The organism is Larkinella harenae (assembly GCF_054780515.1).
On record NZ_BAAGWE010000003.1, the window covers coordinates 425,848 to 440,634 of the forward strand.

Sequence of the window (14,787 nt, forward strand, 5' to 3'; positions counted from 1 at the left end):
GATAACTGGCTTACAAATAGTTACCTTACTATGGCATTTACCGAAACAGAGCGGAATCCGCTCAACAGCCTGGAACAATGGGAAGATGATCTGCTGGTCCGCTATCCCGAACCGGACTCGGCCCTGACAGGGCATAAAGCAAAAGAAGATTACCGCAATTACGAAAATCCCGGCCGTGATACGGTTCGCGAGTTTTACCGGCTCAATCACACGTACCAGACGTACGATTTTGTGCAGGAAAAGCGGGCGGAGTTTCTGAAATTCGACAAGAAAGAAATCCCGGTTTGGGGCGCGATGGAGTTTCTGAATACGCTCGTCGACGATTCTGATCCGGATATTGAACTGGATCAGCTGCAACACCTGCTGCAAACTGCCGAAGCCATCCGCGCCGACGGTCACCCCGACTGGTTTGTGCTGACCGGCTTTCTGCACGACATGGGCAAAGTGCTGTGTCTGTTCGGCGAACCGCAGTGGGCCGTGGTGGGCGACACCTTCCCGGTGGGTTGCGCGCATTCCGACCGGATTGTGTATCCCGAGTTTTTTCAGAACAACCCGGATTCGAAAGACGAACGGTATAATACCAAATACGGTATTTACGAACCCAATTGCGGCCTGAAAAACGTTACGATGTCGTGGGGCCATGACGAGTACCTGTACCACATCACGAAGGATCACCTGCCCGAACCGGCGTTGTATATGATCCGGTATCACTCATTCTACGCGCAACACCGCGAGAATGCCTATGATCACCTGATGGACGCGCACGACCATGAGATGTTCAAGTGGGTGAATAAATTTAATCCGTACGATCTGTATTCGAAAAGTCCGGTGACGCCCGTGGTTTCGGAACTGAAACCGTATTACGAAGACCTGATTGCGAAATATTTGCCCGCAACCATTCGGCTGTAAAAAACCTTTTTAGCTATATCCAAAGCCGGTGTTTCGACATCGGCTTTTTTGTTAGTTTTGAGTGAATACAAGCTGATTCGCAGATGCTCCTCACGTTTATCGCTCTTTACCTTCTTTCCAATCTCGCCGTGGGTGCCTGGGCCGCCCGAAAAGTCAGCAGTAGTCAGGATTTTGTGCTAGCGGGTCGGCAGCTTCCATTGGCACTGGCGGCTTCGGCCACGTTTGCCACCTGGTTTGGGTCGGAAACGATTATGGGCGCTCCGGCTATTTTTGTGGAGGAGGGTTTGTTGGGCATCATCGAAGAACCGTTTGGATCGGCGCTATGCTTATTTCTGGTGGGCGCTTTCTACGCGCGGCCACTGTATCGTCTGGGCATCACCACCTTTTCGGATTATTTCAGCCTGCGGTTTGGCCGCTCGGCGGAATTTTTGTCGGCGGTTTTGGTTATTCCCTCCTACTTCAGCTGGATTTCGGCCCAGTTTATCGCCATCGGGATTGTCTTGAACCTAGTGACCGGGTTGCCAATTTTCTGGTGTATCGCGTCCAGCGCAACAATTGTGATGATCTACACGATGCTGGGTGGCATGTGGTCACTGTCGATCACGGACTTCTTTCACAACATCATCATCGTCATTGCCCTGATTATCATTGCGGTTATTCTCTACAACCAGACGGGCGGTTTTGAAAGCATTGTAAAAAACACCAAACCGGGTTTCTTCAACCCGCTGCCTGCCCCAACGTTCAAAGACAGTGTGAGCTGGGTGGCAGCCTGGATCACCATCGGTTTGGGTTCCATTCCGCAGCAGGATGTTTTTCAGCGGGTGATGTCGGCCAAAAGCGAGCGAACAACGGTGCAGGCATCGTACCTGGCGTCTTTCTTCTACATTACCATCGCCATGTTGCCCCTTTTTATTGGCCTGATGGGGAAACAACTGTATCCGGACCTGAAACAGGACAACCAGATGCTGATTCCGAACATGGTCTTGCAACAGGGAGGTATGCCACTGCAAATTCTGTTTTTCGGAGCGTTGCTGTCGGCCATCCTAAGCGTATCGAGTGGCGCCATTTTGGCCCCGGCCACGGTTTTTGGCGAGAACATTTTCCGGTTTTTTCGCCCCGATACCAGCGATAAAACCTTGCTACTCACAATTCGACTGGCGGTCATGGCCATCACGCTGATCTGCGTCTGGATGACGGCTGCTCGCGATGTCAACATATTTGAACTCGTCGGTGAATCGTCGGCATTCAGTCTGGTTTGTCTGTTTGTACCGCTGACGGCTGGTTTATATTGGAAACGGGCCAATACGCTGGGTTGCCTGCTGTCGATGCTCAGCGGTATCATTGTCTGGCTACTCTGCCTGGGAATTGAAACCGAGTACCCGCCACTGGTTTACGGTTTGCTGGCCAGCACAATGGGAATGCTTCTTGGCGCGCTGCTCCCAACGAAAACCACCGAAAAACCGTAACAAGCGTCAGAAAAACGTTTGATCGATTTTCCCGATGTAACCCGGACTATTTTGTGAATCGAAAAGCTGTTGAATTTGCTTTCCGACGTTTGGGTAGAGGTTCAGGGTATCCAGTTCGCTAACTGGTTTCCAGGCCACGGCCAGCGCGGTGGTTTCCTGCGGATTGATCTGGGGAATGCCGCCAATGAGTTGCCCCAGAAACACCACATGCAGTACATCCTCTTTGGCGGTATCGGGCATGATGACTTCCCCAAAAAAGGCGACCGGACCTACTTCCACTTCAATTCCGAGCTCTTCCTGCAATTCACGCCCAACCGTTTGATCCAACGTTTCGCCTTTGTCAGTGTTGCCGCCGGGCAGTCCATACACATCGGTTTCGCCGTAGCGATAATGCATCAACAACAAATGATTATTTTCGACTAACAGCAACGCAGGCCGTACTTTCATAATGGGAAAGAAATTGATGAAACTTGAGCAGTAAAGTACAACAAAACCGATACTTTTGGCACTATACTTCTAAATCATGGTCCATGAAAACGATTTTAACGCTTTTTAGCCTTCTTAGCCTGATCACCTGTGTCTCCGCCGATGGCCTGAAAACCAAGGATGCGATCCTGGTTTTCTCAAAGACCAAGGGCTTCCGGCACAAGTCCATTGAACCCGGCAAACTGGGGCTCATCAAATTGGGGCGGGAAAACGGTTTCAGCGTCGACACGACCGAAAACGCAGCCCTTTTCACCCACGAAAATTTGAAAAAATACAAGGCCGTTGTTTTTCTGAGCACAACCGGCGACATCCTGAATGCCGAACAACAGACGGCCTTTGAACAATACATCAAAAAAGGGGGCGGTTTTGTCGGTATTCATGCAGCTGCCGATACGGAGTACGAATGGCCGTGGTACAACCAACTGGTTGGCGCTTACTTCCTGAGCCATCCGAAGCAACAAAACGCTGAAATCGTCATTGTCGATAAAAAGCACCTGTCGACCAAGATGCTGCCCGACCGCTGGAAACGGTACGATGAATGGTACAATTACAAAAGCATTGTACCGGGAATTAAGGTGCTGGGAAACCTGGACGAAAAAACGTACGAGGGCGGCAAAAACGGCGATAACCACCCGTTCATCTGGTACCGCGAGTTCGACGGGGGCCGGTCGTTCTACACGGGCGGGGGCCACACTGATGAGTCTTACAGCGACCCGCAGTTTATGGCGCACGTGCTGGGTGGCATCAAGTACGCGATGGGTAAAAAGAAGTAAATTAAAGAGTTATTTCGCAGAGTTAAGCAGAGCGCCTGTTTAACTCTGCGAAATATACCCTTTTCAACGCTTAGCTAATCTTAATCTTTCGACCAGTTTCGGCGGCCTGATACGTGGCCTGAATGATTTTCACATCCTGCAATCCTTCTTCACCTGTGATGTGTTTCGGCAGTTGCTTGCCATCGATCAGGTCCTTACAAATACCATCCATGTGCATTGCCTGATGGTTAACGATCGGTTTTTCGATGGGCCCTTTGCTGGTCATTCCCTTCAACGGTCCGTAACCAAACGCCGGGCGCAGTTCGAACCAGCCATTTTCGGCGGAAGCATATAAGCGCTCAACGCCCGCAGCGTAACTGGTGGTTGACATGGAGGTGATGCCGTTCGGAAATTCAAACTGCCAGTACATCGTTTCTTCCACATCTTTGAACTTCTGCGGATCGGTTTTGGGTGCAAACTGGGCCGTTACTGAAAGCGGTTCCAGGCCCGTCACCAACCGAACGCCCTGAATGGCATAGATTCCTACGTCCATCATCGGGCCACCGCCCGCCATCGACTTCTTAAGCCGCCACTGGTTCGGATCTCCGGCTTTAAAACCATCGCTGGCTTCCAGAAACTTCAGGTTACCGAATACTTTTTCCCGGCCCAGCCGCATCATTTCCTGCGTAAACGGTTCATAATGCAACCGGTAACCGATGGCCAGTTGTCGATTGGCTTTTTTACAGGCATCAATCATCTCCTGGCACTCTTTCACCGTAATAGCCATCGGCTTTTCGCAGATCACGTGCTTGCCCGCCTTGGCGGCCCGAATCACGTACTCGGCGTGCATCGAATTCGGCAAAACCACGTAAACGATGTCGATGTCTTTGTTATCAATGATCCGGTCAAACGTTTTGTAATCGTAGACGTTTGCCTTTGGAATGTTGTATTTCCCCATCCATTCCTCGGCTTTGGAGGGCGTTCCGGTTACAATCCCGGCCAACCGGACGTGCTGCGTTTGCTGCAAGGCCGGAGCCAGCTGGTTTTTGCTGTAACCGCCCAGACCAACCAGCGCCATACCCAGTTTACGTCCCTGCTGCAAGGGCTCGCCTAGGTGCGAAACGAGGGTGTTGATCCGGGCAAATTGATCTTGCTGGTTTAGTGTCGCGGCATAACCCGCCAACGGTAACGAGAGCGCCGAAGCGCCGATTCCTTTCGAAAGTTTTTGTAGAAAATCACGTCGGTTAGTAGCCATTGAATTTAACGTAAAGAGATAATAATTAAAGGCAAAAGAATAAAGACAGGAGCCAGAAGATAAAAGCCTATCCGCTTTTGTCTCCCTCACTTGTCTCGAGAAGCAATTGCACAAATCTAATGAAGTATAGCTATTTTGAAAGACCTATTGGTAAGTTTATAGCCTTATTCCGCGCGAATTACGATCTGGATGTCCGTATTCCGGCCTTTGTCATCAGCACAGGAAATTTTGAGCGCACCGGGCTGCGGAATAAAGAAAACGCCTTCGCTCGGCGATGCTTTTTGGTACAGCTTGTCATTCAAATACCAGTAAACCTGCTTCACCTCGTTATCGGCCTGGCAACTTAGCTGCAATTGCTGCGGTTGTTTCGAATTGATGAAATACTCGCTGCCCTCGGTCGGACTGACAATCTGCGGTCCCTGCTGGGCGAAAATCCGCGTACAGGCTGGATTATGGGGCGGTATTTTGGCATACGGAATCCGGCGACTTTCGTAAAACGCGATCAGTTCCGGAGCCAGGTTGGGATAGCGTCGCCGAACAGCCTGCTCGGATTCGTTGTCTTCGGGTAAACAGTGCGCGCAGTACGAAACCGTTCCGGGTGCATTGGTCCAGACAGCTTTCTGATGCTGACAACGGCGATAGGGTGAAACGCCCATGATGGCATAGTCCACAATTTTATGGTCGCAGAATTCGCCCGGAATCTCGCCCGTTTCGGCGCAGACCTGCCGCATCGACAGACTTATCGGCATCCTGAACCACCCGCGGCCCGAGTTGTAATCAATCGCGTTGAAAAGACTGAACAGCAACGGCGTGGCGATGTTGGCACCGCTTAGTTCCGGAACGCTTTCACCCGAAAAATTACCCACCCAGACGCCCACCGTATAACGTTTGTTGTATCCAATACTCCAGGCATCCCGCCGACCGTAGGACGTGCCCGTTTTCCAGGCGATACGTGGCAGGTGGTAACTGTTGTCGAAGTTGTTGGGCAAATCCGGGCGGGTAATTTGCGTCAGCGTGTTTGTAATGAGAAAAGCTGCACTTGGCGAAATCAGTTGGCTTTTTTTCGTTTTATTTTCCGCTTCCTCCGCTGCAATGAACCGGAGGCTGCTTAGTTGCCCCTGGTTGGCAAAAGCCGCAAACAGGCGCGTCAGCTCCTCCAGCGATACCCCACAACCGCCCAGAATAAGCGATAGGCCCAGATTACCCGCCTGTTTTTTGATGGTTTCAAAACCGGCTTTTTTCAACTGATCGACAAAGACCGGTGTGCTAACCTGCTGCAATGTTTTTACCGCCGGAACGTTCAGCGAATTCGCCAGCGCCGATTCCACGGTAATGGGACCGTAAAACTGACGGTCGTAATTTTCCGGCTCGTAACCGGAAAAGCTTGTCGGCACGTCGTTCAGAACGGTTTTGGGTGTCATCAGCCCTTTGTCGAACGCCAGCGCGTACAACAGCGGTTTCAACGTACTACCTGGTGAGCGCACCGCCCGAATGCCATCCACCTGCCCCCCATCGTCGTTATTTCCAAAACCTGCCGAACCCACGTAGGCTTCCACCGCCATTGTCTGGTTGTTTACAATCAGCACAGCCGCATTGTGAATATTCATGGACCGCATCCGTGCGACATAATTGGCAACCAGCTGCTCCGCCTGATTCTGACGGTTTGATCGAAGTGTTGTATGAATGACGGGATGATCAGCATACTGCTGCTTGAGTCGCCACGCCAGGTGAGGAGCCTGTTTGGGCAACGCCCGGCGGTGGGCATCCAGCGGTTCGGCCAGAGCATCCGCAATGGCATCGGACGAGAACAGATCAGTTTTTCGAAAGCGATTCAGCCAGCGATTTCGTTCCTGCACGATCAGCTTGTTATTCCGCCCCAACCGCAAGCTCGACGGACGGTTTGGAATGATCGTCAAGGTTGTAATTTCGGCCAGACTCAACAATTGGGGTGGTTTGCCAAAATACAGCATCGAGGCCGATTTGATTCCTTCAATGTTACTGCCATACGGAATCAGGTTTACATAAAATTGCAGGATTTCGTCTTTGGTATAAAAGACTTCGAGCTGCACCGCCCGAAACAACTCAATAATTTTACTGCAATACGTTCGTTCACGCGGTTCCAGCAACCTGACAACCTGCATGGTAATGGTCGAAGCTCCGGAGGTTCGGCGGCCGGTTGTCAGGTTGCGAAAAGCCGCCCGCAGCATAGCCGCCGGATTAAAACCGGGGTGATAATAGAAATATTTATCCTCCTTGTATACAATCGTTTTTCGTAAAAGGGGCGTTATCTCCTCTAGCTCCGTGGCCAACCGCCATTTATCGTCATCACTCAGAAACGCATTCAGAATGGTGCCATCGCCAGCGGTAATGATGGTTGAATACCGGGGCCGGACCTTTAACGGAAACACCAGATTCAAGCCGAAAAACAAAACTGCCAGCGCCAGCAGTGCTTTGATCCAGCCTAGTTGCCAGCGTTTTTTGGTGATGTGGCGTAATTTTTCCAATATGCAAACGCTTTAACTCACTCTGTTGAAAACTACGATGATGTGCCCGCCAGGTCTTTGTTGATCCATTGAGGCAACCAAAGTAGTGGCAACCCTTTTATTTCTTCGTCCTTTACTCCTTTTTTCGATGAAACTTCAGTTTTTTGGCGCAGCCCGAACCGTTACCGGAAGTAAACACCTGATTACGACCCAACGCGGAACCCGCATCCTGCTCGATTGCGGGTTGTTTCAGGGTCTCAATACCGATGACCTGAACCAGCATTTTCGCTTTAATGCGTCGGAAATCGATTACCTGATTCTGTCCCATGCTCACATCGATCACTCCGGCCTGATTCCGCGCCTGGTTCGTCAGGGATTCAATGGCCCTATTTACTGCACACCCGCAACGGCTGATCTCTGCCGTATTATGCTGCTCGACAGCGCTCACATCCAGGAAAAAGACCTGAAACGGGTGAACGACCGCCGGGAACGACAGGGACGACCGCTACTCGATATTCTGTACGAAGCCGCCGATGTGACACGCGCACTCCAGCTGATGCAACCTATCGCTTACGGAGAAACTTTCTGGCTCAGCCGCGACGAAGTGCAGGTTTTGTTCACTGATACTGCTCATCTGCTGGGTAGTGCCGCCATTAGTCTAACCGTTCGGGAAACCGACGCGCAGGGCCAAACCGTCGAAAAGCGCCTGTTTTTCAGTGGCGACATTGGCCGCCCGCACGACAAGATACTCAAAATGCCCGAGCCGTTTCCGCAGGCGGATTACATTCTCTGCGAGTCGACCTACGGTGACCGGCTTCACGAACCAGAACCGGATATGCGGGCGCACCTGCTCCGGATCGTGCACGAAACCTGCGTAGTGCGCGGTGGAAAGCTCATCATCCCGGCTTTTGCCGTTGACCGAACACAGGAGTTGGTGTACGCCCTCGACCAACTTGCCAATCGCGGTGAGTTGCCCCGGCTAAATGTGTACATTGACAGTCCGATGGCCGTTAAAGCGACGCAACTAATGAAGGAACACGAAGAATGTTTCAATCCGGAAATTCTGGCGTACATTGAAAAAGATGGCGACGCATTTGCCTTTCCGAATCTGCATTACATTTCGGACGTGGAAGATTCCAAAGCCATCAACAACCGCGACGAACCGTGTATCATTATTTCATCGTCGGGCATGGCTGAAGCCGGCCGTATCAAGCATCACATCCGGAACAACGTCGAAGATCCGCGCTGCACCATTTTGATTGTAGGCTACTGTGGGCCCGAAACGCTCGGCGGTGCCCTGAAGCGGGGCGATTCGCAGGTAAAGATTTTTGGTGAAACGTATCAGGTGCGTGCGGATGTTGAAGTCATGGATTCGTTCAGTGCCCACGGCGATTACCAGGAAATGCTCGATTTTCTGGCCTGCCAAAATCCGTCCCTGGTGAAACAGGTGTTTTTGGTCCACGGTGAGTACGACCGGCAGGTTCTTTTTCGGCAAAAGCTCCACAGCGCTGGTTTTCAAAACGTATCAATTCCATCCTTGTACGAATCAGTCGAATTATAACGGGATTGATAAACAAAAAAGCGCTTACCACAAAAAATATCCTTCTATTGCTTGCATAAATCTGCAAAAGCGTACATCTTTGCATTCCCAATCGCTGGGAACAAATGCCGAAGTGGTGAAACTGGTAGACACGCACGTTTCAGGGGCGTGTGAACGTGAGTTCATGCGAGTTCGAGTCTCGCCTTCGGCACTAAGTCAAAACGCTGTAAATCAATTGATTTACAGCGTTTTTCTTTTTGGTGGGTGTCGTAATGGCAGAAAATGGCGACGAAAAATGCAAAATGGCAACCCGCAATATCTATCCACTCAGCTTCAATAAACGAGCAGTATTCCTGCTACTACACCGAACACCGTCCGAAGATTTTTCCAGACTGCCGCACTGCTCCAGCCTATCGATCAAGGGGCAACGTTGATCAACCGCTGGCTCTGCACCAGAGGCCGCAATTCCCACAAAAGCAACTAGCGCATTGGCACTAACACTTTGCTGCATTGGTGGTCAGTCTGTTTCTTGGAAGCAGCTGGAGGAGATAGTCACGTAAAAACCGTATCGTTATTTTGGCTGTGGTAATTTTTACAATGCCTAACCATCAGATGACTACTGCCAACAGATCAGTTGCCCCGACTGTTTTTCCCTCAATAACAATCCGATTCACTGGATGTGCAAAAGCATTCTGGTTGAAATGGCTCTATTTGAAGCAATTATCAGCTCCGAGAACGTTACCGGTATTATTTTTGGCTATTACCGTATAAAGCGATCTATTTAATTATAATATTGCTATACAACAGAATTAAATATACAATAAAACGACTACCGCACTATAATATCCTCTTTCGTGCGAGAAAATAGAAGAAAAGCGTCTCGCTAAAAGAATACAGCAAAATCACCCTTAACCATAATTACTATGCGAATACAACTACCAGCCATCGTATGGTGCCTTTTGCTCTTTCTTTTAGCCCTACCGCTGGGCCTCTACGGGCAGAACAGAGAAATTACAGGTACTGTCATTGACAGCCTCTCCAACCAGGGTCTGCCCGGCGTAACCGTGGTTATCAAAGGAACCCAGCGCGGCACGACTACCAATGCCGACGGACGATACAGCATTCAGGCCGCCCCCAAGGATATTCTTTCTTTTAGCTATGTAGGTTATTTGATACAGGAAAAGCCCGTAGGCAATCAGACATCCGTTACAATAACGTTACAGCCCAGTACCAACACCCTGGATGAGTTGGTCGTGGTGGGCTATGGTACTATGAAGAAAAGCGACCTGACCGGCGCGGTGATCCGGATTGATTCCAAAACCTTCAAGAACCAACCAATGACCCAGCTCACGGATATGCTTACTGGTACGGTGGCCGGTTTTAACGCCAATCAGGCTACCTCCGCTGCGGGGGGAAGCTCCCTTCAGATCCGGGGCCCAAAATCGTTGAATGCCACCTCAAGCCCGATGGTCGTGGTGGACGGCGTGATCTTCAACGGCAGCGTGGCCGATATCAACCCCGTAGACATCGAAAGCATCGATATCCTGAAAGATGCGAGTTCGGCAGCCGTGTTCGGAGCCAGAGCCGCCGGGGGAGTGATCCTGGTTACAACCAAAAAAGGAAATCAGGGCAAGCCCATAATCAACGTATCAGCGAATGTAGGAACAGCCTCCACCACCCACGATTTCAAGCCATTCGATGCACAGGGCTACCTGACCTTCCGGCGTGACGTGCTTCGTGCGACCAATCCGGACCGCCCTGTTTTTTATTATGACAATCCGGGTACGTTACCGGCGGGTGTTTCGCTGGATCAATGGCGCAACGCAAGCAACAATCCCCAAACCGATAATACCCAGGAATGGCTAAGCCGGCTACGGTTTTTCCCAATCGAAGTGGAGAATTACCTGGCTGGCAAAACAGTTGATTGGTACAAGGAAGTGATCCGAACGGGCCTGCGGCAAAATTACGATGTCAGCATCGGTGGCGGTTCCAAAGATGTGACGTACTACTGGTCACTTGGGTATCAGAATAACGAAGGGATTATCCGGGGCGATAAATTTTCGACTATTCGTTCCCGTCTTAATGTTGATTTCCGGGTGACCGACTGGCTGAATGTGGGCGTCAATAGCCAGTTTGCCGACCGCGATGAAAGCGCCGTTCAGGCGAATTTCGCCCAGATGTTCATAATGAGCCCTTACGGTTCGATGTTCGATCAAAACGGAGATGTTTCCTGGTTTCCCAACAGTTTTGCGGTTGCAAACCCGATGATCAATTATTACGGGCAGGACAGACTTCGGAAAATCAATACGCTTTTCGCTTCACTGTACGGAAAAATCAAGCTGCCTTTTGGATTTGATTACAAAATTTCTTTCCAGCCCCGGTATGAGACGATCAAGGACTACAGCTTCTGGTCATCCAAAACAATGGAAGGAGGCTCCACGCGGTCCGGCGGGTATGGCGTGCGTAACGATGCATCTACTTACGAATACATCCTGGATAACCTCCTGCACTGGAACAAGCAATTCGGCATTCACCAGTTCGATCTCACCATGCTTTACAGTGCCGAGCGCAACCGGGGCTGGTCGTCGGCCATCTCCAACCAGACTTTTGTGCCGAACCAGAATCTCGGTTTTCACGGATTACAGTACGGCACCAACCCGACGGTGTCTACCAACGACACCCAGATTACCGGCGATGCGGCTATGGCCCGCATCAATTATACGTTACTGAATAAATACCTGCTTACGGCATCGGTTCGCCGGGATGGATTCTCCGCATTTGGCACCAAGCAACCGCGGGCGGTATTCCCGGCGGCCGCCCTGGCCTGGAAAATCTCGGAAGAGAAGTTTTTTAGCCTGGATTTCATCAGCCAGATGAAACTTCGGTTGTCGTGGGGGGTCAACGGCAACCGTGACATCGGCGCCTATTCCGCTCTGGCCCAATTGCTCTCGGCCATGTATTACGATGGTACCAACGTGCAGGTGGGCGTTTACAATACCACGCTCGCAAACCCCAATCTGGTCTGGGAAAAAACAAAATCGATCAACATCGGACTGGACATGAGTATGCTAAGAAACCGGATTGATATGACGCTGGAATATTACGACATGACGACTACTGACCTGCTCATGAAGCGTCTGTTGCCCGAAATCACTGGCTTCAAAGATATCACAACCAACCTGGGATTACTGGGAAACAAGGGATTTGAATTGACGGTCAATACGGTGAACCTGGAAAAGGCGAATTTTTCCTGGCGATCCGGGCTGGTATTCTCCCTGAACCGGAATAAGATCAAACACCTATTTGGTGATTACCAGGAAAAAACCGTCGATGGGAAAACCGTCAGTACCGAATTGCCCGATTATTCCAACGAATGGTTTCCGGGTCAGCCTATCGACCGCGTCTGGAATTACAATGTGACCGGTATCTGGCAGACGGGCGAAAAAGACGCAGCGGCCGTATACAAATTGCAGCCCGGTGATTTCAAAGCCGTAGATGTCGATGGCAACGGTAAATACGAAGCCTTGACGGATAAACAGTTTATTGGATACCGCCAACCCCGGTTTCGCATCGGTCTGCGTAACGAATTTGCCTTCCTGAAAAACTTTACGGCTTCGGTTTTTATCCGTAGCGAACTCGGACACATCGCACCGTTTGCGGAAGGTTTACGAACGGGAGGTTCGGACACGTACGACCGCCGGAATACCAACGATTTTCCCTACTGGACACCTGAGAATTCCATCAACGACTACGCGCGGTTAAACAACAATACCAATGTATTTGGCGGTGGGATCAAGGTTTATAAAGAACTGTCCTTTGTACGGGTTCAGGATGTTAATCTTGGCTACTCGCTGCCAGCGGCTACGGCTAAGAAGCTAAAAATGAACAATGTGCGTTTTTTTGCATCCGCGCGCAACCTGCTCACCTTTACCAAATGGCCGGGATGGGATCCTGAAGCCTGGGATGCCAATGGCAACAACCTACCTATGCCAAAAAACTTCACGTTGGGTCTGAACCTTTCCCTGTAATTCAAAACTCACTGACGATGAAAAGAATCAGCAAAATATACCTGGCCCTGTTCGTGGTACTATCTACCCTAACGGCTTGTGACAAAGAATGGCTCAAACCGGAACCGCTGTCGTTTTTCAGTCCGGAAAATGTATTCGTCGATAAAGCCGGGATGGAAGCCCTGCTCATTACGATGCGCAAGGATCTGAAGAATGAAAGCACCGGCACCATGCCGAACCTCACGATGGAGTTTGCCGCATCCGACCTGGCTTCGCCCTGGTCGCAGCTGGATTTCTACAACCTGACGCCCAACACCGACCAGTACTACCGTTTCCTGGCGATGTTTACCCAGATTTATGGCTCCATAAAAAATTCCAATGTGCTTATTTCCAGAATCGACGACATCCAGTGGAAATCCGATCAGGAGCGAAACGCGATCCTGGCTGAAGCATTGTGGCACCGGGCGTACTGGTATTACCGTCTGGTAAATTCTTACGGCGATGTGCCGTTCCTCGGGCAGGAAATCCAGAACGCCAAGCTGGACTTCCAGACGCACAGCCGCTGGGCTATCTTAAGCAAGATCCAGGCAGACACTGAATTTGCGGCCGAATGGCTGCCGGTAAGCACCAGACCGGGCGCTATCACCAAAGGCGCTGCGAACCATCTGCTGACCAAAATTTACCTCGCTAACCTGGAATACGACAAAGCCATTGAAGCGGCCAGCAAAGTAATCAATGGTCCTTATGCCCTTATGACACAGCGTTTTGGCATTGATATGAGCAAGGCCAATCGTAACGTCATCTGGGATCTGCACCGCTCGAAGAACTTTAGTATTGCCCAGAATACCGAGACGATCCTGGCAGCCATCGATCGTTTTGAAGCCCCTCCCGCTGCCCGTTCGCAAGGGCTCTATACTATGCGCTTATACAATTGCCAATGGTTTCAGCCCCAGGTTCTCGACAGCCAGGGCAAGCCGGGGATGGTCGCAAGCGGGGCAATGTATGATTCGCTGGGCCGAGGGAATGCAAACGTCCGACTGACGGGGTATTACCAATACAACCTCTGGTCGTACAAGGGCGACAACTGGCGCACAACAACCGATTTGCGCCGGGCGGATATCAACTGGGTGGATATTCACGAGCTGAAATACAACAATCCGGCTTCGGTCGACTTCGGTAAGCCCATCAACATCAAGTACCTGGCGGCTCAGGTGGATACGTTCAAACACGTTTATGCCATGCCGCATTACATTATGTACAATCCACAGGACGACCCGAAAGCCGTGCCAATGGGTGGTAACGGCGACTGGTATATCTTCCGGCTGGCCGAGACCTATCTGCTCCGGGCAGAAGCCTATTTTTGGAAAAATCAGCTGGCATTAGCAGCCGACGATCTCAATAAAGTCCGGCAACGCGCAAAGGCAATCCCGATTTCCGCCAGTGAGGTTACCATTGACTTCATTCTGCATGAACGAGCCCGGGAGCTTTTCGCCGAAGAACCGCGTCACTCTGAGCTGATACGCATTTCCTACATCATGGCAAAATCAGGGCTGAATGGCTACAATCTGAACAATTTTAGCGAAAAGAACTACTATTTTGACCGGGTGATGCGGTACAACAATACCTACGAGAAGAAAATCCAGCTTCTGGGAAATACGGCAAACATGGCACCTTTTCATGCGTTATGGCCCATTCCGTCGGTGGTCATCACCGCCAATACTAAAGGGGTGATCAACCAGAATGCAGGCTATGACGGAGCAAACCGGAATGTCGCCCCCCTGACCACCATACAATAAAGTAAAAGGGCTGCCATTGCTCAAGAAGCAATGGCAGCCCTTTTACTTGCGATCAAAAGACCGAGTCAAGCGAGTACGGTCTTTGCTTATCAT

Annotated in this window: 9 protein-coding genes and 1 tRNA gene; 7 read left to right on the plus strand and 3 right to left on the minus strand. The window is 50.7% G+C overall.

Features of this window, described 5'->3' with window-relative positions:
• Positions 1–30 precede the first annotated feature (30 nt).
• Positions 31–909 (plus strand): inositol oxygenase family protein, encoded by an 879-nt coding sequence (locus ACYVH9_RS18860; RefSeq protein WP_460637934.1) that lies wholly within the window; start codon positions 31–33, stop codon positions 907–909.
• An 83-nt stretch (positions 910–992) separates the two neighbouring features.
• On the plus strand, positions 993–2,375 hold the full coding sequence (locus ACYVH9_RS18865) for a high affinity choline transporter 1 (protein WP_460637935.1): 1,383 nt from the start codon (positions 993–995) through the stop codon (positions 2,373–2,375).
• A gap of 6 nt (positions 2,376–2,381) precedes the next feature.
• On the opposite strand, the gene ACYVH9_RS18870 is transcribed toward ACYVH9_RS18865, so the two are convergent.
• Positions 2,382–2,822 carry an NUDIX domain-containing protein gene (locus ACYVH9_RS18870; protein ID WP_460637936.1) on the minus strand — a complete coding sequence of 147 codons (441 nt, stop codon included), beginning with the start codon at positions 2,820–2,822 and terminating at the stop codon, positions 2,382–2,384.
• An 83-nt stretch (positions 2,823–2,905) separates the two neighbouring features.
• Here ACYVH9_RS18870 and ACYVH9_RS18875 point away from each other — a divergent pair, with 83 nt between their 5' ends.
• Positions 2,906–3,634, plus strand: coding sequence for a ThuA domain-containing protein (locus ACYVH9_RS18875; protein ID WP_460637937.1), 729 nt, complete (start codon positions 2,906–2,908; stop codon positions 3,632–3,634).
• A gap of 70 nt (positions 3,635–3,704) precedes the next feature.
• On the opposite strand, the gene ACYVH9_RS18880 is transcribed toward ACYVH9_RS18875, so the two are convergent.
• A complete protein-coding gene (locus tag ACYVH9_RS18880; RefSeq protein ID WP_460637938.1) occupies positions 3,705–4,868 on the minus strand; it encodes a Gfo/Idh/MocA family protein in 1,164 nt (387 codons plus the stop codon).
• A 164-nt stretch (positions 4,869–5,032) separates the two neighbouring features.
• Entirely contained in the window at positions 5,033–7,375 is a 2,343-nt protein-coding gene (gene pbpC, locus ACYVH9_RS18885) for a penicillin-binding protein 1C (RefSeq protein WP_460638164.1), read from the minus strand.
• 124 nt (positions 7,376–7,499) lie between these two features.
• On the opposite strand from pbpC, the gene ACYVH9_RS18890 reads away from it, so the two are divergent.
• The 4 genes from ACYVH9_RS18890 (at position 7,500) to ACYVH9_RS18905 (ending at position 14,694) form a co-directional block, all read left to right on the plus strand.
• Positions 7,500–8,912, plus strand: coding sequence for an MBL fold metallo-hydrolase RNA specificity domain-containing protein (locus ACYVH9_RS18890; protein WP_460637939.1), 1,413 nt, complete (start codon positions 7,500–7,502; stop codon positions 8,910–8,912).
• Positions 8,913–9,018: 106 nt separating this feature from the next.
• A tRNA-OTHER gene (locus ACYVH9_RS18895) sits at positions 9,019–9,102 on the plus strand.
• Between the two features lie 712 nt (positions 9,103–9,814).
• A complete protein-coding gene (locus ACYVH9_RS18900) occupies positions 9,815–12,919 on the plus strand; it encodes a SusC/RagA family TonB-linked outer membrane protein (RefSeq protein ID WP_460637940.1) in 3,105 nt (1,034 codons plus the stop codon).
• A gap of 17 nt (positions 12,920–12,936) precedes the next feature.
• Positions 12,937–14,694, plus strand: coding sequence for a RagB/SusD family nutrient uptake outer membrane protein (locus tag ACYVH9_RS18905; protein WP_460637941.1), 1,758 nt, complete (start codon positions 12,937–12,939; stop codon positions 14,692–14,694).
• The last annotated feature ends 93 nt before the right edge of the window (positions 14,695–14,787 follow it).

Excerpts from the sequence above, each read along its gene's own strand:
- ACYVH9_RS18875 (WP_460637937.1), top strand. The coding sequence starts at position 2,906 with ATGAAAACGATTTTAACGCTTTTTAGCCTTCTTAGCCTGATCACCTGT.
- ACYVH9_RS18890 (WP_460637939.1), top strand. The coding sequence starts at position 7,500 with ATGAAACTTCAGTTTTTTGGCGCAGCCCGAACCGTTACCGGAAGTAAA.
- ACYVH9_RS18860 (WP_460637934.1), top strand. The coding sequence starts at position 31 with ATGGCATTTACCGAAACAGAGCGGAATCCGCTCAACAGCCTGGAACAA.
- ACYVH9_RS18880 (WP_460637938.1), bottom strand. The coding sequence starts at position 4,868 with ATGGCTACTAACCGACGTGATTTTCTACAAAAACTTTCGAAAGGAATC.
- ACYVH9_RS18905 (WP_460637941.1), top strand. The coding sequence starts at position 12,937 with ATGAAAAGAATCAGCAAAATATACCTGGCCCTGTTCGTGGTACTATCT.
- ACYVH9_RS18900 (WP_460637940.1), top strand. The coding sequence starts at position 9,815 with ATGCGAATACAACTACCAGCCATCGTATGGTGCCTTTTGCTCTTTCTT.
- ACYVH9_RS18870 (WP_460637936.1), bottom strand. The coding sequence starts at position 2,822 with ATGAAAGTACGGCCTGCGTTGCTGTTAGTCGAAAATAATCATTTGTTG.
- ACYVH9_RS18865 (WP_460637935.1), top strand. The coding sequence starts at position 993 with ATGCTCCTCACGTTTATCGCTCTTTACCTTCTTTCCAATCTCGCCGTG.